At 63.3% G+C, this 18,148-nt stretch carries 27 protein-coding genes; 5 read left to right on the forward strand and 22 right to left on the reverse strand.

The genetic code is table 11. The features are described 5' to 3' along the window. Position 1: 1 nt before the first annotated feature. From CH294_RS00830 to infA, 9 genes are all read right to left on the reverse strand, one after another. Positions 2-559, reverse strand: coding sequence for an NAD(P)H-dependent oxidoreductase (locus CH294_RS00830; RefSeq protein ID WP_094736731.1), 558 nt, complete (start codon positions 557-559; stop codon positions 2-4). Between the two features lie 30 nt (positions 560-589). Next, positions 590-1,486, reverse strand: a complete 897-nt coding sequence (gene truA / locus CH294_RS00835) for a tRNA pseudouridine(38-40) synthase TruA (RefSeq protein ID WP_094736732.1) — start codon at positions 1,484-1,486, stop codon at positions 590-592. A 5-nt stretch (positions 1,487-1,491) separates the two neighbouring features. After that, entirely contained in the window at positions 1,492-2,079 is a 588-nt protein-coding gene (gene rplQ, locus CH294_RS00840) for a 50S ribosomal protein L17 (RefSeq protein ID WP_032404669.1), read from the reverse strand. 34 nt (positions 2,080-2,113) lie between these two features. Further along, positions 2,114-3,178, reverse strand: coding sequence for a DNA-directed RNA polymerase subunit alpha (locus CH294_RS00845; protein ID WP_032376654.1), 1,065 nt, complete (start codon positions 3,176-3,178; stop codon positions 2,114-2,116). Between the two features lie 99 nt (positions 3,179-3,277). Further along, positions 3,278-3,883, reverse strand: a complete 606-nt coding sequence (gene rpsD / locus CH294_RS00850; protein WP_008718223.1) for a 30S ribosomal protein S4 — start codon at positions 3,881-3,883, stop codon at positions 3,278-3,280. A gap of 21 nt (positions 3,884-3,904) precedes the next feature. After that, positions 3,905-4,318 carry a 30S ribosomal protein S11 gene (gene rpsK, locus CH294_RS00855; protein WP_027496331.1) on the reverse strand — a complete coding sequence of 138 codons (414 nt, stop codon included), beginning with the start codon at positions 4,316-4,318 and terminating at the stop codon, positions 3,905-3,907. Continuing rightward, on the reverse strand, positions 4,318-4,692 hold the full coding sequence (gene rpsM / locus CH294_RS00860) for a 30S ribosomal protein S13 (RefSeq protein ID WP_008718227.1): 375 nt from the start codon (positions 4,690-4,692) through the stop codon (positions 4,318-4,320). Before rpsM ends, rpsK begins: the two co-directional genes overlap by 1 nt. 204 nt (positions 4,693-4,896) lie before the next feature. Then, complete coding sequence (rpmJ, locus tag CH294_RS00865) at positions 4,897-5,010, reverse strand: 50S ribosomal protein L36 (RefSeq protein ID WP_025347279.1); 114 nt, start codon at positions 5,008-5,010, stop codon at positions 4,897-4,899. Between the two features lie 89 nt (positions 5,011-5,099). Then, positions 5,100-5,321 (reverse strand): translation initiation factor IF-1, encoded by a 222-nt coding sequence (gene infA / locus CH294_RS00870; protein WP_005140011.1) that lies wholly within the window; start codon positions 5,319-5,321, stop codon positions 5,100-5,102. Positions 5,322-5,619: 298 nt separating this feature from the next. Here infA and CH294_RS00875 point away from each other — a divergent pair, with 298 nt between their 5' ends. Continuing rightward, on the forward strand, positions 5,620-6,513 hold the full coding sequence (locus CH294_RS00875) for a glycosyltransferase family A protein (protein ID WP_170944544.1): 894 nt from the start codon (positions 5,620-5,622) through the stop codon (positions 6,511-6,513). Positions 6,514-6,515: 2 nt separating this feature from the next. Here CH294_RS00875 and map read toward each other — a convergent pair whose 3' ends face one another. The 9 genes from map to rpsH form a co-directional block, all read right to left on the reverse strand. After that, positions 6,516-7,313, reverse strand: coding sequence for a type I methionyl aminopeptidase (gene map / locus CH294_RS00880; protein WP_094736734.1), 798 nt, complete (start codon positions 7,311-7,313; stop codon positions 6,516-6,518). Beyond that, positions 7,313-7,867 carry an adenylate kinase gene (locus CH294_RS00885; RefSeq protein ID WP_032376652.1) on the reverse strand — a complete coding sequence of 185 codons (555 nt, stop codon included), beginning with the start codon at positions 7,865-7,867 and terminating at the stop codon, positions 7,313-7,315. The genes map and CH294_RS00885 overlap by 1 nt, the downstream gene beginning before the upstream one ends. Then, entirely contained in the window at positions 7,864-9,186 is a 1,323-nt protein-coding gene (gene secY / locus CH294_RS00890; protein ID WP_032376651.1) for a preprotein translocase subunit SecY, read from the reverse strand. The genes CH294_RS00885 and secY overlap by 4 nt, the downstream gene beginning before the upstream one ends. 314 nt (positions 9,187-9,500) lie before the next feature. Next, on the reverse strand, positions 9,501-9,944 hold the full coding sequence (gene rplO, locus CH294_RS00895) for a 50S ribosomal protein L15 (protein WP_027496326.1): 444 nt from the start codon (positions 9,942-9,944) through the stop codon (positions 9,501-9,503). Positions 9,945-9,946: 2 nt separating this feature from the next. Continuing rightward, entirely contained in the window at positions 9,947-10,126 is a 180-nt protein-coding gene (gene rpmD, locus CH294_RS00900) for a 50S ribosomal protein L30 (RefSeq protein ID WP_008718256.1), read from the reverse strand. Then, positions 10,126-10,800, reverse strand: a complete 675-nt coding sequence (gene rpsE, locus CH294_RS00905) for a 30S ribosomal protein S5 (protein WP_032365630.1) — start codon at positions 10,798-10,800, stop codon at positions 10,126-10,128. The genes rpmD and rpsE overlap by 1 nt, the downstream gene beginning before the upstream one ends. A 34-nt stretch (positions 10,801-10,834) precedes the next feature. Next, entirely contained in the window at positions 10,835-11,251 is a 417-nt protein-coding gene (gene rplR, locus CH294_RS00910) for a 50S ribosomal protein L18 (protein WP_032365631.1), read from the reverse strand. Position 11,252: 1 nt separating this feature from the next. Beyond that, on the reverse strand, positions 11,253-11,792 hold the full coding sequence (gene rplF / locus CH294_RS00915) for a 50S ribosomal protein L6 (RefSeq protein WP_032376650.1): 540 nt from the start codon (positions 11,790-11,792) through the stop codon (positions 11,253-11,255). A gap of 14 nt (positions 11,793-11,806) precedes the next feature. Next, positions 11,807-12,205, reverse strand: a complete 399-nt coding sequence (rpsH, locus tag CH294_RS00920; RefSeq protein WP_008718266.1) for a 30S ribosomal protein S8 — start codon at positions 12,203-12,205, stop codon at positions 11,807-11,809. 394 nt (positions 12,206-12,599) lie between these two features. On the opposite strand from rpsH, the gene CH294_RS00925 reads away from it, so the two are divergent. Further along, positions 12,600-13,967, forward strand: a complete 1,368-nt coding sequence (locus CH294_RS00925) for a glutamine synthetase family protein (RefSeq protein WP_052057949.1) — start codon at positions 12,600-12,602, stop codon at positions 13,965-13,967. A 1-nt stretch (position 13,968) separates the two neighbouring features. Continuing rightward, positions 13,969-14,667: a hypothetical protein gene (locus tag CH294_RS00930; RefSeq protein WP_094736735.1), complete on the forward strand. Its 699-nt coding sequence runs from the start codon at positions 13,969-13,971 to the stop codon at positions 14,665-14,667. 91 nt (positions 14,668-14,758) lie between these two features. Here CH294_RS00930 and CH294_RS00935 read toward each other — a convergent pair whose 3' ends face one another. From CH294_RS00935 to rplN, 4 genes are read right to left on the reverse strand one after another with little or no spacing between them, the layout of a single operon-like run. Then, complete coding sequence (locus CH294_RS00935) at positions 14,759-14,944, reverse strand: type Z 30S ribosomal protein S14 (RefSeq protein WP_008718273.1); 186 nt, start codon at positions 14,942-14,944, stop codon at positions 14,759-14,761. 4 nt (positions 14,945-14,948) lie between these two features. Then, complete coding sequence (rplE, locus tag CH294_RS00940) at positions 14,949-15,521, reverse strand: 50S ribosomal protein L5 (protein WP_094736736.1); 573 nt, start codon at positions 15,519-15,521, stop codon at positions 14,949-14,951. Between the two features lies 1 nt (position 15,522). Further along, the gene (rplX, locus tag CH294_RS00945) at positions 15,523-15,840 is read right to left on the reverse strand and encodes a 50S ribosomal protein L24 (RefSeq protein WP_008718278.1); all 318 of its coding nucleotides are present in this window, start codon (positions 15,838-15,840) and stop codon (positions 15,523-15,525) included. Next, entirely contained in the window at positions 15,841-16,209 is a 369-nt protein-coding gene (gene rplN / locus CH294_RS00950) for a 50S ribosomal protein L14 (RefSeq protein ID WP_008718280.1), read from the reverse strand. Between the two features lie 238 nt (positions 16,210-16,447). Between rplN and CH294_RS00955 the strand changes: the two genes are divergently transcribed. After that, entirely contained in the window at positions 16,448-17,485 is a 1,038-nt protein-coding gene (locus CH294_RS00955) for a DUF559 domain-containing protein (protein ID WP_094736737.1), read from the forward strand. Next, entirely contained in the window at positions 17,482-18,144 is a 663-nt protein-coding gene (locus tag CH294_RS00960; RefSeq protein ID WP_094736738.1) for a hypothetical protein, read from the forward strand. Before CH294_RS00955 ends, CH294_RS00960 begins: the two co-directional genes overlap by 4 nt. Positions 18,145-18,148: the final 4 nt, after the last annotated feature.

An 18,148-nucleotide genomic window follows, 5' to 3' on the forward strand; every position in this document is an offset into this window, starting at 1 on the left:
CTCAGCCGGGATAGTCGATTCGCTCCCGTCCGCCGGCCACCGCACCGGCCCACCACTCGACTTGATCGAGCAGTCGACCCAGGGCATCGACGGCAGCGGGATCGTCGATACCGCCCTCGCCGTCGAACCGCTTGCGTACACGGTGCACCGACACGGCGTCTCGAACGGACACCATGTGCAGTTCCGCAGTGATCTGTCGTAGTTGTTCGGTAGCTCTGATTCCGCCGCCGAGGCCTCCGTAGGACACGAATCCGGCCGGCTTGGCGCGCCACTCGTACTTCACGGTGTCGAGCGCCGTCTTCAACGATCCGGGAACGCCGTGGTTGTACTCGGGCGTGACGAACACGAACGCATCGCATGCCCCGATCGTTGCGGTGAAACGCTCGGTGTCGTCGTTCGGGACCAAGTTGCCGGGCAGTTCGAAGTCGGCCAGGTCCACGTCGACCACCTCGATGCTCGCGCGCTCGGCGGCAACGCTGCGGACCCAGGCCGCGACCGTGGGTCCGATGCGCCCGGCGCGGACACTACCGACGACGATGGCTAGTTGTATCGGCTGCATCGTTCCGACAGTAGCCCCGGCGGCGGTTCGTCAGCCCTCTCCCCCACAGCATCCGTCGGCCGAGATCGCAGTTCGCACCTCTCGGGTGGCCGCGTTTCGTGCAGCGAGCATGTCGGACGGCGGATAGTCGACGCGGACCAACGAGAGTCCATGTGCCGGAGCCACTGTCACCTCACTGGACCGTTCGCGACGCGTCAGCAGTGACCGCGCCCAATCCGGACTGCGACGTCCTTCCCCCACAGCCTGCATTGCACCGACGAGGCTACGCACCATCGACCAGCAGAACGCGTCGGCGCTGACGTACGCGGTGAGCCGATCACCGTCGCGTCCCCAGTCGAAGCGCTGCAGTTCTCGCACCGTGGTGGCACCGTCTCTCCTCTTGCAGAACGCTGCGAAATCGTGCAGTCCGATCAATGCCTGCGACGCTTCGCGTACTGCGTCCAGATCGATGGGCCGTGGCCAGGACACGACGCCGGCGACGTCGAGCGGGTCGACTCCATAGAGCGCGGTGCTGAATCGGTACTCGTAATGTCGGCGATACGCCGAGAATCGGGCGTCGAAATCGCGGGAGACGGTGCTGATTGCCCGCACCCGAACGTCGGTGGGCAGAAACCGGGCCATACGCCGGATCAGTCGGTCGTGATCATCCGGAACGTCGACGGCATCGAAGTGTGCCACCTGACCGGTTGCGTGTACTCCAGCGTCGGTTCGGCCGGCGACGGTCAGCTCGATCGGTTGCCGGAGCACGGTGGAGAAGGCTTGTTCGAGCACGCCGCAGACGGTGCGGATACCCGGTTGACGCGCCCATCCGGAAAAGTTCGTGCCGTCGTAGGAGATGTCGAGCCGAATTCTGGTGGGTACCGACAAAGCGGGCCCGCCTTCCCCTGGGGGAATGGCGGGCCCGCTTCGATCGTGCGCGGAGCTCAAAAGGACTAGTCCTTCTTTGCTTCCTCGGCCTCGGGGGCGTCCGACGCGTGAGCGTCGTTGTCCTCGATGCCATCGATGACTGCGTCGGCGTTCGCTACCTCGGAGTCCGTTGCGTCGGCTTCGACAGCCTCGACGACGTTCTCTTCGGTCGCTTCCTCGGCCGGAGCCTCGGTTGCGGCCGGAGCAGCCTTCGATGCCTTCACGCGGCGCGCGCGGTCGGCTTCGTTGGACACCGTCTGCTCGTTGACGAGCTCGATGATGGCCATCGGCGAGTTGTCACCCTTGCGGGGGACGGTCTTGATGATGCGCGTGTAGCCACCGTCGCGATCGGCGAAGAAAGGCCCGATCTCGGCGAACAGCTTGTGCACGACATCTTTGTTGTTGATTGTCTTGAGAACCTCACGACGATGGGCCAGATCACCCTTTTTGGCATGGGTGACGAGCTTCTCGGCGTGGGGACGAAGGCGCTTGGCCTTCGACTCGGTGGTGGTGATGCGGCCGTGCTCGAAGAGTGACGTCGCCAGGTTGGCCAGGATGGCCTTCTGGTGCGACGCCGACCCGCCGAGACGGCGGCCCTTGGTGGGCTTGGGCATGATGAATCTCCTAGTAAGAGCTCCAGCGAGCTGATTACAGCTGTTCTGTCTCGGCGTAGTCCTGCTCGGCACCTTCGGTGTCGCTGAAGGAGCCGGCGTCGGTGTCACTCCACGTACCCGTGGTGGCGTCGTAGCCAGGCACGGTGGTCGGATCGAACGACGCGGGGCTGTCCTTGAGGGAGAGGCCGAGCGAATGCAGCTTGACCTTCACCTCGTCGATGGACTTCTGCCCGAAGTTACGGATGTCGAGCAGATCGGACTCGGTACGACCAACCAGCTCACCGACGGTGTGAACACCTTCGCGCTTGAGGCAGTTGTAGGAACGGACGGTGAGGTCCAGATCCTCGATGGGGAGTCCGAAGGAAGCGATGTGATCGGCCTCGGCGGGCGAGGGTCCGATCTCGATGCCTTCTGCTTCGACGTTCAGCTCACGGGCGAGGCCGAAGAGCTCAACCAGGGTCTTGCCCGCCGAAGCGAGCGCGTCCCGCGCGGTGATGGAATTCTTGGTTTCCACGTCGAGAACGAGCCGATCGAAGTCGGTGCGCTGTTCGACGCGGGTGGCCTCCACCTTGTAGGTGACCTTGAGCACGGGCGAGTAGATCGAGTCGACCGGAATACGGCCGATCTCGGCACCCGATGCCTTGTTCTGAACGGCGGGGACGTAGCCGCGACCGCGCTCGACGACGAGCTCGATCTCCAACTTGCCCTTGTCGTTCAGGGTCGCAATGTGCAGATCAGGGTTGTTCACCGTCACGCCGGCCGGGGGAACGATGTCGCCTGCGGTGACAGCGCCGGGGCCCTGCTTGCGGACGTACATGGTGACCGGTTCGTCTTCTTCGGAGCTCACGACGAGACCCTTGAGGTTCAGGATGATGTCGGTGACATCTTCCTTCACACCGGGGACCGTGGTGAATTCGTGGAGAACACCGTCGATACGGATGCTGGTGACAGCAGCGCCGGGGATCGACGAGAGCAGGGTGCGGCGGAGCGAGTTGCCGAGTGTGTAACCGAAGCCGGGCTCGAGCGGCTCGATGACGAATTTCGAGCGGTTGTCGGCGATGACCTCTTCGGTCAGCGTCGGGCGCTGTGAAATGAGCATTGTGTGTTCCTCCTGTACGGACGTCCGCTATTTGACGCCCACGTGTGGAGGCGAAGACGCATGTGAGCCTCGCGAGGAGACTCACATGCGTGCTGCGCCTTACTTCGAGTAGTACTCGACGATGAGCTGCTCCTGGAGCGGCACGTCGATCTGTGCGCGCTCCGGCACCCGGTGAACCAGGATGCGAAGACGGTTGGGAACGACCTGCAGCCACGGTGCGACCGGACGATCGCCGTAGCTCTCGCGGGCGATCTGGATCGGCAGTGTCTGTGCGGACTTCTCGCGGACATCGATGATGTCGTACTGCGAGACGCGGTAGCTGGGGATGTCCACTCGCTTGTTGTTCACGAGGAAGTGGCCGTGGGTGACCAGCTGGCGTGCCTGACGACGCGTGCGTGCGAGACCTGCACGGTAGACGACGTTGTCGAGACGAGTCTCGAGGATGGTCAGCAGGTTCTCACCGGTCTTGCCGGCGGCCCTGTTGGCTTCCTTGTAGTACAGACGGAACTGCTTCTCCATGACGCCGTAGGTGAAGCGAGCCTTCTGCTTCTCCTGCAGCTGGAGCAGGTACTCGCTCTCCTTGATCCGCGCGCGGCCGTGCTGGCCCGGCGGGTAGGGACGACGCTCGAATGCCTGGTCGCCTCCGACGAGGTCGACGCGCAGACGACGCGACTTGCGGGTGATAGGACCGGTATAACGTGCCATTTTCTAAACCTTTCCTTCCCGCTAGACCCGACGCCGCTTGGGCGGACGGCAGCCGTTGTGCGGCTGAGGGGTGACATCGGAGATGGTGCCGACTTCGAGGCCAGCGGCCTGAAGCGAGCGGATAGCGGTCTCACGGCCGGAGCCGGGACCCTTGACGAACACGTCGACCTTCTTGACGCCGTGCTCCTGTGCCTTGCGCGCAGCGTTCTCGGCTGCGAGCTGTGCGGCGAACGGAGTCGACTTGCGCGAGCCCTTGAAGCCCACGTGTCCCGAGGACGCCCATGAGATGACGTTTCCGGCGGGGTCGGTGATCGACACGATCGTGTTGTTGAACGTGCTCTTGATGTGCGCAGATCCGTGCGGGACGTTCTTCTTGTCCCTGCGACGCGTCTTCTGCGCCTTCTTCGGACCGGTACCGCGTGCTTTGGGGGGCATTACTTCGCCTTCTTCTTGCCGGCAATGGTGCGCTTGGGTCCCTTACGGGTACGCGCATTGGTCTTGGTGCGCTGTCCACGGACGGGCAGACCACGACGGTGGCGAAGACCCTGGTAGCAGCCGATTTCGATCTTGCGACGGATGTCGGCCTGAACCTCGCGGCGCAGGTCGCCCTCGACCTTGAGGGACTCGTTGATGTAATCGCTGAGCTTGCGCAGATCGTCGTCGCCGAGATCCTTGCTTCGCAGGTCGGGGCTGACGCCCGTCGCTGTGAGGATCTCCTTGGAGCGGGTACGGCCGACGCCGTAGATGTAAGTCAGTGCGATCTCCATGCGCTTTTCGCGCGGCAGATCCACACCTGCGAGACGTGCCATGTGGCATTTCCTTTTCTTGTCCGGAGGTCTGCTCCCAGTCCGTCCCCTGTGTCCTTCTCACCGCTGGGGTGTGAAGCGTCTTTCAACCAACTCAGTGGGGCCCCGGCCTCCGTGCCGGGGGTATGCCGCAACGCGTGTGTCACGGTTGGTGCTGGGAGGTCATCTTCTAGCTGTTGCCAAGCCGACGTGCGAAAAGCTCGGTGGTTATCCCTGACGCTGCTTGTGACGCAGGTTGTCGCAGATCACCATGACTCGCCCGTTACGACGAATCACCTTGCACTTTTCGCAGATCTTCTTGACGCTCGGCTGAACCTTCACGTCGTTGATCTCCTGTGTGTAGCTCGGCCCCACTGCGGGCAGCGGCTCCGAGCATGGTTCCCCCCGACCGGACGTGGCCGGGGAAGCTCTTACTTGTAGCGGTAAACGATGCGTCCACGCGTGAGGTCGTAGGGCGAGAGCTCTACGACGACGCGATCCTCGGGAAGGATGCGAATGTAGTGCTGACGCATCTTTCCGCTGATGTGAGCGAGTACCTTGTGGCCGTTTTCGAGCTCAATGCGAAACATCGCATTGGGCAGTGGTTCGACTACTCGGCCCTCTACCTCGATAGCACCGTCTTTCTTGGCCATATCCTCCGCGATCCTGGCTCTCACACCTGGTTGATTGCATCTGTTTCCGTTACCGTGATGCGCACTGACCGACCCGATCGCTCGAGCCTGCGTGTCGCCGGAAACGCTCGCAGCCCATGCGGGCACGCGAACATCCGGTACGCAGGGCGCACCGTCGATCTATGTTACCGGCAAACACACATCTGGCCAAATGCGCGCGAAGCGGGCACGAAACACCTCGGCTGGCCACGCTCGTTCAAAGAAGCTAACGTTTCGTCCGCCCATAATCGTGCAGAGTCCGAGCCCGCAAGGTGCACTCTTGAGTTCCAACCCGTCCGGAGACAGCCCAGCCGTCTCCGTGATCATTCCCGTACACAACGCCATGGATTTACTCGGCCAACAATTGAGCGCGCTCGCGCATCAGGATTACGACGGCTCGTTCGAGGTCATCGTCAGCGACAACGGCTCGACCGACGGCGTGTGTGAGTTCGTGAAGAGCCACGAGCTACGGACCCGACTGAATCTGAAGTACGTCGATTCGTCCGGCACCGCAGGCGCGTCCTTCGCGCGCAATCGCGGGGCGGAGGCAGCAGACGGCCCACTCCTGGCTTTCTGCGATGCCGACGACGTCGTGCACCCGACGTGGCTGCGGCGCATCACTGCCGAGCTCGAGCGCTACGACCTCGTGGGAACCGGCCTGAGCACCGAGGCACTGAACTCGGAATCCACGCGAGCCGCCGTTCCGTTCGCCCCACCTTCGAATCAGGGCAAGTCAGCATTTCGACCGTTCGTCATCGGAGCGAGTATGGCGTGCCACGCGTCGACCTACCGAGATCTCGGAGGGATGCTCGAATTCGTTCATGCCAGCGAGGACATGGAATTCTCTTGGCGCGCACAGCAATCGGGCGCTCGCCTGCACTTCATAGCCGAGCCGCTGGTCGAATATCGTCTGCGTACGGGCTACCGAGACAATTGGGCACAAGCGGGGGCACTCGGATACGGCTCGGCCCACGTCCGCGGGATGTACCGGGCGAGCGGATGCCCGCCGTTCCGAGTCCGTACAACGATCGTCGCGCTACTCGCGCTTGCACTGCGAAACCCACTGCTGCCGACCGCACTGACCCGGATGCCGACGCGCCTCTGGCTACGTTTGACGGCTGCCCACCTCGGACTCATCCGAGGGGGCCGTCGTTACGGATCGTTGGCCTGGTAGTTCTAGCTTGGCCGAACCGTCAGGATGCGTGGCCCGTCCTCGGTCACGGCGACCGTGTGTTCCCAGTGCGCCGAGCGCGATCCGTCGGTCGTGACGACGGTCCACCCGTCCTCGAGGATGTCGGTGTCGTAGGTCCCGAGAGTCAGCATCGGTTCGATCGCGAGCGTCGATCCGACCACCAACTCCGGGCCCTTGCCCGGTGCACCCTCGTTCGCCAGGAATGGATCCATGTGCATCTCGCGGCCGATTCCGTGGCCGCCGTAGCCGTCGACGATTCCGTACTTTCGGCCGTCCGCTTTTTCCGCCGCATGCGTTCCGGACTCGATGGCATGCGAAACGTCGGTGAGTCGGTTACCAGGAAGCATTGCCGCGATACCGGCTTCCATCGACAGTCTCGTCGCCTCGCTCAGCATTGCATCGGCCTCGATGATGTCCCCGACGCCGAACGTCCACGCGGAGTCTCCGTGCCACCCGTCGAGTACCGCACCACAATCGATCGAGACCAGGTCGCCTGCAGCCAAAATCTCGTCTGCGGACGGAATGCCGTGCACCACACGATCGTTCACCGAGGAGCAGATGCTGCCGGTGAAGCCGTGATACCCGAGGAACGACGGAACGGCCCCGGCGTCCCGAATCACCGCTTCGGCTACTCGATCGAGCTCGAGTGTCGAGACCCCGGGACCCGCCGCGTTTCTGACGGCAACCAGCGCAGCACCCACGACCGCACCGGCAGCCGCCATGGCGTCGAGCTCACCTGCGCTGCGAAACGGTACGACTTTGCGTTTACGGCCGAACGCCATTACTTGCCGTGATCCTCGATGGACTTCAGCGCGCGAGCGTTGACCTCGTCCACTTCACCGATGGCGTCGACCGTGACGAGCTCGTCGGCGTAGTAGTCCAGCAGCGGTGCCGTTTCGTCTCGGTACACCTTGAGGCGGTTGCGGATGACGTCCTCTTTGTCGTCCTCGCGACCACGCGCAAGCATCCGTTCGACAACGACGTCCTCGTCGACGACGAACGACAGTACGGCGTCGAGCTTCGCGTTCAGATCGGACAGAATGCCCACGAGAGCCTCGGCCTGACCGACCGAACGGGGGAAGCCGTCGAGCAGGAAACCGTTGACGGCGTCGGGCTCGGCGAGACGGCTGCGGACCATGTCGACGGTCAGCTCACTGGGAACCAGATCGCCGGCGTCGAGGTACTTCTTCGCTTCGAGGCCGAGCGGCGTCTTCTCGCCGATGTTCGCGCGAAACAGATCTCCGGTGGAGATGTGCGGCACGCCCAGTTTCTCGGAGAGGAGAACGGCTTGCGTGCCCTTGCCGGCACCGGGGGGACCGAGCAGAACAAGTCTCACTTGAGGAACCCTTCGTAGTTGCGCTGCATGAGCTGGCTTTCGATCTGCTTCACGGTGTCCAGGCCGACGCTGACCATGATCAGCACGGCTGTTCCACCGAACGGGAGGTTCCCGCCTCCACCGGAACTGCCGATGTCGAGGAACAGGTTCGGGAGCACAGCGATCGTGCCCAAGTAGATCGAGCCGGGCAGCGTGATGCGGCTGAGAACGTAGTTCAGGTAGTCCGCAGTCGGCTTGCCGGGGCGGATACCGGGAATGAACCCGCCGAACTTCTTCATTTCGTCGGCGCGCTCTTCGGGATTGAACGTGATCGCCACGTAGAAGTACGTGAAGAAGACGATGAGACCGAAGAAGATCGCGATGTAGACGGGGTTGGCTGGGTTCACCAGGTACTCGTTGATGATGCGCTGCCACCAGCTGGGATCTGTTGCCGTGCTCGCAGACGTGAGCTGCGCGATCAGATTGGGCAGGTAGAGCAACGAGGACGCGAAGATCACCGGGATGACGCCGGCCTGGTTGACCTTGAGCGGAAGATAGGTCGACGAGCCGCCGTACATCTTTCGACCGACCATGCGCTTGGCGTACTGAACCGGAATACGACGCTGACCCTGCTCGACGAACACCACACCGGTGATGATGAGGAACGCTGCGAAGCAGACGAACCCGAACACCAGTCCGCCGCGGCTCTCGAGGATCGAGTTGCCCTCGGACGGGATGCGCGAGGCAATTCCGGCGAAGATCAGCAGCGACATTCCGTTACCGACACCGCGCTCGGTGATGACCTCGCCGAACCACATCACGACGGCTGCGCCTGCAGTCATGACGAGCACGATGATGACGAGCCCGAAGATGGACTGGTCGGCGATGATGTCCTGCTGACATCCCTGGAGCAGCTGGCCGCGCGAAGCGAGGGCCACCAGGCCGGTCGCCTGCAGGATGGCCAGTGCGATCGACAGGTAACGCGTGTACTGCGTCATCTTGGCCTGGCCCGACTGTCCCTCCTTGCGGAGTTCCTCGAACTTGGGGATGACGACGGTGAGCAGCTGCACGATGATGCTGGCGGTGATGTACGGCATGATGCCGATCGCGAACACCGACAGCTGGAGCAGCGCTCCACCCGAGAACAGGTTGATCAACGAGTAGATGCCCGCCGAATCTCCACCGGAGACCTGGTCGATGCACGCTCGGACATTGGCGTAGTCGACACCCGGCGACGGCAGCGTTGCACCGAAGCGATACAGGGCCACCAGACCGAGCGTGAAGAGGATCTTCCGTCTCAGGTCAGGAGTCCTGAGGGCCGACACGAAGGCGGAAAGCAAAGATCCTCCTGGCACGACTGCGTTGACGCCGCGAGTGCTTCATCGGGAGCGACTGATGCTCCCGTGAGCCTCACGAGCATGGACTGCGGACGACATACATCGACCGCATCGATACGAACTTCTCTGAACTCTAGAACTCTAACAGTGCGCATCGAACGTCCCGACGGTCAGTGTTGGACCCTGGCCGATCGGTCGACACACACGACATTGCGTGTAGGCAACGATGGCCGCAGCTCAGCTGCGAGAGCTGTGGCTGCGGCCATCGTCACGAACTGCTGCTCGAAGCGCTGCTAATCAGCACTTCGAAGCAATGCTCATACCTCGGTTGCAGAACCGCCGGCAGCGGCGATCTTTTCCTTGGCGGAGCCCGTGAACTTGTTGGCCGAGATATCGACCTTCACGGTGAGGTTTCCGTCTCCGAGAACCTTGACGAGCTCGTTCTTGCGAACGGCTCCCTTGGCGATCAGCTCGGGGATACCGATCTGACCACCCTCGGGGAACAGGCGCTCGATGTCGCGCAGGTTCACGACCTGGAACACGACACGGTTGCGGTTGGTGAAGCCCTTGAGCTTCGGGAGCCGCATGTGGAGTGGCATCTGGCCACCCTCGAAGCGTGCCGGCACGTTCTTGCGTGCGCCGGTTCCCTTGGTACCGCGACCTGCGGTCTTGCCGCGCTTGCCACCTTCACCACGGCCGACGCGAATCTTCGTCGACTTGGATCCGGCTGCGGGGCGCAGGTGGTGCAGTTTGATGGTCATGGTTAGACCTCCTCAACAGTTACGAGGTGGCGCACCGTGTTGACCAGTCCGCGGTTCTGCGGGTTGTCCTCGCGGACGACCGTCTGGCGGATGCCCTTGAGCCCGAGAGTACGCAGGCTGTCACGCTGGTTCGCCTTCTGGCCGATGGTGCTCTTGATCTGAGTGACCTTCAGCTGAGCCATTACTTCACCGCTCCTGCCTGTGCGCGAGCGCGCAGCATTCCGGCGGGTGCAACCTCTTCGAGGGTCAGGCCGCGGCGAGCCGCAACTTCCTCGGGACGCTGCAGACCCTTGAGGGCCGCGACGGTCGCGTGCACGACGTTGATGGCGTTGTCGCTACCGAGCGACTTCGACAGCACATCGTGGACACCGGCGCACTCCAGCACTGCGCGCACAGCGCCACCGGCGATGACGCCGGTACCGGCGCTGGCCGGACGCAACATGACGACGCCGGCAGCGGCTTCGCCCTGAATGGGGTGCGTGATGGTGCCGGCGATCATCGGGACGCGGAAGAAGCTCTTGCGAGCCTCCTCGACACCCTTCTGGATGGCCGCGGGAACTTCCTTGGCCTTGCCGTAGCCGACGCCGACCAGTCCGTTGCCGTCACCGACGATGACGAGGGCGGTGAAGCTGAAGCGTCGACCACCCTTGACCACCTTGGAGACGCGGTTGATCGTGACGACCTTCTCGATGAAGTTCGACTTGTCCGCAGCGTTTCCGCCACGGCCGTTGTCACGACGGTCACGACCGCCACCACCGCGGTTGTCGCCGCGCTGGTTGTTGTCGCCACCTGCGTTGGGGCCACTGTTCTGTCCGGCGGGGCCGCTTCCGCCGTCACGCCGTTGACGTCCCGGCATCAGGCTGTCCTTCCGTTGTCAGTCATTGTCATCATCAGAACGTCAACCCGCCTTCGCGGGCAGCGTCTGCGAGTGCCGCGATGCGGCCGCTGTAGTTGTTGCCGCCGCGGTCGAACACGACTGCCTCGACGCCGGCTGCCTTCGCACGGCTGGCGATGAGTTCGCCGACCTTCGCGCTGACGGCCTTCTTGTCGCCCTCGAGTGCGCGCACATCGGCTTCGATGCTCGACGCGCTGGCCAGCGTGTGGCCCGCGAGATCGTCGATCAACTGCACGTGGATGTGACGCGAGGACCGGTTGACGACCAAGCGCGGACGCTCGGGCGTTCCGGAGATCTTCTTGCGAAGGCGGAAGTGACGACGTGCCTTCGACAGGCGACGCTTCGTCGAGACGTCGGTGCCGCGCGGTGTGCGCTTGACGACGTTCGCCTTGTCTGCTGTTTGCTGGCTCATATCACTTACCCGTCTTTCCGACCTTGCGGCGGATCACTTCACCCTCGTAGCGGATGCCCTTGCCCTTGTACGGGTCCGGACGCCGCAGACGACGAATGTTGGCAGAGATCTGACCGACCTTCTGCTTGTCGATGCCGACAACGGTGAATCGCGTGGGCGACTCGACCGTGAACGTGATGCCCTCGGGTGCTTCGATCAGCACGGGATGGCTGTAACCGAGTGCGAACTCGAGGTCCTTGCCCTTGAGTACGACGCGGTAACCGACGCCGTGAATCTCCATCTTGGTGGTGTAACCGTTGGTGACACCGGTGATGAGGTTCGCAACGAGTGTGCGCGAGAGGCCATGCAGCGAGCGGCTCTTACGCTCGTCGTCCGGTCGGGTGACGGCGATGGTGCCGTCGTCGGCGCGGGCGATCTTGATGGGCTCGGCGACTGTCAGGCTCAGGGCACCCTTGGGGCCCTTGACCGCTACGTCCTGGCCGTCGATGGTGATATCGACGCCAGCGGGGACTGGGACCGGCAATTTTCCAATACGTGACATGGTGGTGGCCTCCCCTACCAGACGTAGGCGAGGACTTCTCCGCCCACACCCTGCTTGGCAGCCTGACGCTCCGTGAGCAGACCGGTGGACGTGGAGATGATCGCCACGCCCAGGCCGCCGAGAACCTTGGGCAGATTGGTGGATTTTGCGTACACCCGGAGACCGGGCTTGGAGACGCGTCGCACGCCGGCGAGGCTGCGCTCACGGCTCGGGCCGTACTTCAGATCGACGATGAGGGTCTTGCCCACCTCGGCGTCTTCCGTGCGGTAATCGGAGATGTAGCCCTCGCGCTTGAGGATCTCGGCGATGTTCGCCTTGAGCTTCGAGTGGGGAAGCTTCACCTCGTCGTGGTACGCCGAATTGGCGTTGCGCAGACGAGTCAAGAAGTCTGCAATTGGATCGGTCATCGTCATGGTGTGACCTGTGCACCTTTCTCGCAGCGGTTCCCATGCAGCACGCGCGGGCTGGTGCCTGTGGGTTTCGGAAAACCGACGGGCCTGGCTCGTCACATCGTGGGCCTACAGCGAAGTGAACATGTCCTGACCGACTGTTGCCGGTCAGGGGTTGCGCTCCAAGCAATGCATCGCTGCACTGCCAGGTGTTACGAGCTTCCGCATTCGATGCTGACGTGCGGAGAACTCGAGGTTGCGTTCTGTATTGCAAGGACTCGCGTGCAGGCACGACGAAGCCCGGGCAACCGCTCTAGTGTAGGCATCACGCACCCGAAGACCAAATCGCCCTACCATTGCGCAGCGGCTCGGGTCCAGTCGGACACCCGGACTCCCACTTCTTCGCTAACGTCGGATCATGACGGACTCGAAGGCAGTCGACATCGACCACCTCACCCACACTCTGCGTGACCGCAACATCGCCGGGGTGACTATCGGCTGGGTCGACAACAACGGCATCGTCCGATCGCGCACCGTGCCCACCGCAGAATTGACTGCAGTCGCACGGCGTGGAGTGGGAGTCACCGCGGTGTTCGCGGTATTCGATTCCCACGACGGGATCACATTCGCCCACGAGGGACTGTCGACGCCGTCCGGCGATGTGCGGTTGATTCCGGTGATCGAGAGCGCGTCGAGCGTGGTCGCCCTGTCCGGACAGCCGGGGCTGGCGTGGGCACACGGACGACAGGTCTCGGCGGACGGCACACCGTGGCCCTACGATCAGCGTGCTGTTCTCGAGCGGCAGGTTCAGAGGGCGTCCGATGCGGGTTTCGAGGTGCGGGCCGGATTCGAGATCGAGTTCGCCCTGACTCGCGAATCGGACGGGCTGTCCGCTCAACGCGGACCTGCCTACTCGGCGAACGCACTCCGCGACGTCGACGAATTCGTAGTCCTGCTGCTCGAGGCGCTGACTGCGAATGGCCTCGACATCGGTCAGATTCATGCCGAGTACGGCGGCTCCCAGCTGGAGATCGCATTGAGTCCACTCGATCCACTTGCTGCAGCCGATGCGCAAGTTCTCGCGCGGCAGACCATCCACTCAGCGGCGAAAGCTCACGGCCTGCGGGCAAGCTTCGCTCCCCTGCCCTCATCGAGCAGTGCAGGTAACGGGTGGCACCTGCACACGTCACTGGTTCGTGACGGTCACAACGCATTGACCGGGGACGGAGAGTACGGACTGTCCGACACCGGGCGGGCGTACATCGCGGGCCTCGTTCGAGAACTTTCGGGACTCACTGCCATCACGGCACCGAGTTCGGGGTCGCTGCTGCGTCGTCGACCGGGCTACTGGGCAGGCGCCTTCGGGTTCTGGGGCGTCGAAAACCGTGAGGCTGCAGTGCGACTCGTACCGGCCACGCCACTTCTCGGCCCGGAACACACCAACGTCGAGTTGAAGGCATGCGACGCGTCCGCCAATCCGTATATGGCACTGGCCGTCACGATCGCGGCCGGCCTGTCGGGAGTGGCGGATTCGGCGCAGTTGCCGTCACCGATCCAGGAGGACGTGGGAGGTTGGGACGACGCGCGCCGCGAGACCGCGGGGATCTCCGCACTCGCGACCACCCACGCGCAGCAGCGCGAAGACCTACTGTCGTCAGCACTGGTCCGAGACGTGTTGGGCGAGGAACTTCTGGGCGCATTCGTTGCCTGCCGGGACGCCGACGCCGCGTGGGCGGAGAGCCATACCGAGGACGAACTGCTCGAATCGTTGCGCTGGATCTACTGAGATGCTGCGCCGGTTCCCCAGGGCAAGCACTATTGCCTCGGAGCTCGATCGCGTTCTGCCGCAACCGGATCAACTCTGCGGACCGTTCTCGGCATCGGTTGCGCTGACGGCCGTCATGGGCGACGATGCACCGGGCGTGGCGGCACTTGCGGTCGCATCAGGGTCCGCGATCTGGCCGGTCGAGGTCGAGTCGACCGGTCCTCCCGGAACCCCTCGAATCACCGACGGGTGGGACGCACTGCCGAGGGCCGCATCGATCGACGCAGCCGGGACCACAGCGGCAGGTCTCGCAGAGGGCATCGAGACGGCAACCGACCACCGCGTTGCCGTCGTTCCGATCATGGGGCCCGGTGCCGAGCGGCTACGCCTGCTACTTGTCCGCCTTGCCGACGCGCACTTCCGATTCGGCCTGGTGGCGAATGTTCACACCGCGGAACTGACCGAATTCGATTGGAATGTAGGACATTTCGTGACCGTCTGGGGATTCGACCCGGATGAGGAGGCAGTAGCGATCGCCGACACCTATCGTGAACTCGGAGACCCGGATATGCCGCCCGGGTGTAGAACCGTCTCCATCGACGCCTTCGCGTCGGCGATGTCCGAGCGTGGCCTGCTGCTGATCATCGACAGCCATGATCATCATGCGGCGGTCGGCCTGGTCCGCTCACTGGAGCTACGACACGACGTGTGGACTGTGTGAAAATCAGGATTCGAGCAACACAAAATGGGCGTGGGTTCCTTTCGGAACCCACGCCCATCAGCGTGGTGTGGTGAAGCCCGGAGGCTTCAGATCACCAGGAGCTCTTGCGAACTCCGGGAAGCTCTCCGGCGTGTGCCATTTCGCGCACGCAGATACGGCAGAGGCCGAACTTGCGGAACACGGAATGGGGACGGCCGCAGCGGTTGCAGCGAGTGTATGCACGCACCGCGAACTTCGGCTTCTTGTTGGCCTTGTTGACCAATGCCTTCTTCGCCATGGACTCAGTTCTCCTTGAACGGGAAGCCGAGGTGCTTGAGCAGCGCGCGGCCTTCTTCGTTGTTGGTTGCGGTGGTTACTACGGTGATGTCCATGCCGCGCGGACGGTCGATCTTGTCCACGTCGATCTCGTGGAACATCGACTGCTCGTTGAGGCCGAACGTGTAGTTTCCGTTGCCGTCGAACTGCGTGCCCGAGAGGCCGCGGAAGTCCCTGATTCGGGGAAGGGCAATGGAGACCAGACGGTCGAGGAACTCCCACATGCGGTCGCCACGGAGGGTGACGCGTGCGCCGATGGGCATTCCTTCGCGCAGCTTGAACTGTGCGATGGACTTGCGAGCCTTGCGGATCTCCGGCTTCTGGCCGGTGATGGCAGCGAGGTCGGCAACTGCACCGTTGATCAGCTTGGCGTCACGGGCGGCGTCGCCGACACCCATGTTGACGACGACCTTGACGATGCCGGGGATCCGCATGACGTTCTCGTATGCAAATTCGGTGTTCAGGGCGTCTTTGATCTCGGCGCGGTAGCGCGCCTTGAGGCGGGGCTGTTCGCCCGCGATGTTTTCGGTGGTAGTCATCTCAGATGTCCTTCCCGTTCTTCCGGGAAACTCGAACGCGCTTGCCGGATTCCTCATCGGTCCGGTAGCCCACGCGAGTGGGGTTTCCGTCCGAGTCGACCACTGCAACGTTCGATACGTGGATCGGGGCTTCCTGAGTGACGATGCCACCCGAGGATGCGCCGCGCTGGTTGGCGGAGACCGCGGTGTGCTTCTTGATGCGGTTCACGCCCTCGACCAGAACCTTGGAGTCAGCGGGGTAGGCCTGAATGACCTTGCCCTTGGCGCCCTTGTCCTTGCCTGCGATCACGAGAACGGTGTCGCCCTTGTGCACCTTCATTTACAGCACCTCCGGGGCGAGCGAGACGATCTTCATGAACTTCTTCTCACGCAGCTCGCGGCCGACCGGGCCGAAGATACGGGTTCCACGGGGATCGTTGTCCGGCTTGATCAGCACAGCAGCGTTCTCGTCGAAGCGGATGTACGAGCCATCCGGACGACGGCGCTCCTTGACGGTGCGGACGATGACGGCCTTGACGACCTCACCCTTCTTGATGTTTCCACCGGGGATGGCGTCTTTCACCGTAGCTACGATGATGTCGCCGATTCCGGCGTAGCGACGTGACGAGCCACCGAGAACGCGGATGCAAAGGATTTCCTTTGCGCCCGTGTTATCAGCGACGCGTACTCGCGACTCCTGCTGAATCACTCACTTCTCCTTGACCTGGATGTACGTACGTGCCGGATTTCCGTCCCGACACGCGCGGTCGGCTGCCGGGTACGGGCGCACGAAGGCACACCGCTGCCACAGGCAACCGGTCAAGTGTAGGGGAACGGCCCCCGTGGATCCAAATCGTGATCGCCCGCTCTCCAGCCGTTGCCAACGGACCCAGGACTCTCGGTACGGTTTCGGGGATGGAACATCTTCGGATCGTCGTGGCAGGGCGATGACGTCGAACGACATTACCGTGGGCTGGTGGTCGGGCTTACCCATGCATCGAGTCGTTCGAGTGCACGGTGCCACCGAACGCGAGCTCGCCGATTCGGTGAACCCGCTGCCCACCGCTGCGCCTGCAATCGTTTTCTTCGCACTCGAGCCTACGTCTGCGAAACGGACTGTCGACCTCGTGGATGCCGTGGTCGACGAGCTGGAGAATGCGGCGGCGAACTCGGTTGAGCTCTGGCTTCCGGAATTCGACCACCAGGCAGGCACGTCCACGTTGGATCGGCGCGCGGCGCGCACGACAGCTGTGCGGCTGGCCGCCGATACCGTGCACTTCGGCCCCTACGTCGGAGCTCTCGCCGACGCGGCCGTCGCCGGGCGGTCACCGCGTCGAGCGGCGTTCACCGTGGAAACCCGGGCTGCGGGTTCGGCGCGGATACTCGCAGTTGCTCAACGTCGCCGTTCCGCCGCGCTCGTGCTGGTCGTACCCACGGGCATCGATGCCGGTGTCGCCGCAACTGCGGCGGAATGGCTGTGCACGCACGCCGGGATGGCGGTGTGGGTCATCGGAGACGGGGCGTCGGGCATGGATCGGTTCCCGTCGGTGTCGGTTCGTGCGCCCGCAGTGCCCACCGGCGTCAGCACCGTCCTCGATCGGTTTCGCCCACTGAGCTATCCACCGATCGCCGGACATCCGCACCCGGCCAGTGATCCGGAGAAGCGCTTGTATCGAGCGCTGGACGTGCACGAGTGGGCCACCGGACGGGAACACAATCGCTCGATCCGGCTCGGCGAGCTCAGCCGACCGTTCACAGTCGACGTACTGTGGCGCACCGAGAGAGTCGTCGTGGAAATCGACGGGAACGAACACCGTGCACCCGAGCGTTTCGCCGAGGACCGCGTGCGCGACAACCATCTGCAGACACACGGTTACATGGTGTTGCGGTTCACCAACGCTCAGGTGATGGACGACCCGCACCGCGCTGTCGCTACCATCCGCGAGGCAGTATCGAGAAGACGATCGAAGGGGGATCCTCGATGAGTACCGAAGACCTGAACGGGACCGAGGCAGCAGTGCTACTGGTCCTGATGGCCGAAGCGAGTCCGGTCAAGAATTCCGAACTCAGAACGATGGGCCCCGAATTGGCCAAGCCTTCTCGCGACAAGCTGAAGAACGCAGGTCTGATCGAGGTGAACTCCTCGGTACGCCCGATGACTCTCGAACTGACCGACAAGGGGTGGCGTACCTGCGGTGAACTCATCGGCGGTGAACCCCCGGCTCGATCGACCGGAGCCGGTAAGGCGATGTTCACCGTGTTGGCCGGGTTGCGGCGATGGCTCGATCGCACCGACAGCCGTCCGGCGGATGTGTTCTCGCCCCGCGAGGACGAACCCGCACCCGCCGACAGGTCCGAGAAGTCCGAGAAGTCCGACGAGACGGTCGAGATCGAAGCCTCGATTCGCACGGCTTACGCGCGGCTCGCACGTGAACCCGGCAGCACGGTTCGACTCTCGCGACTGCGAAACGAGTTGCACGACATACCGAGAAGCGACCTCGACGACGCTCTCGCACGCCTGCGACGAGCTTCGGACGTTTCGTTGATCCCCGAAGAGAATCAGAAGACACTGACGGACGAGGAACGTGCTGCCGCCGTCGTCGTCGGTAATCAGCAGAACCACCTTCTCTCGATCGAAGCATGATGGG

This window comes from Rhodococcus sp. 14-2483-1-1, assembly GCF_002259335.1.
Taxonomy (GTDB): domain Bacteria; phylum Actinomycetota; class Actinomycetes; order Mycobacteriales; family Mycobacteriaceae; genus Rhodococcoides.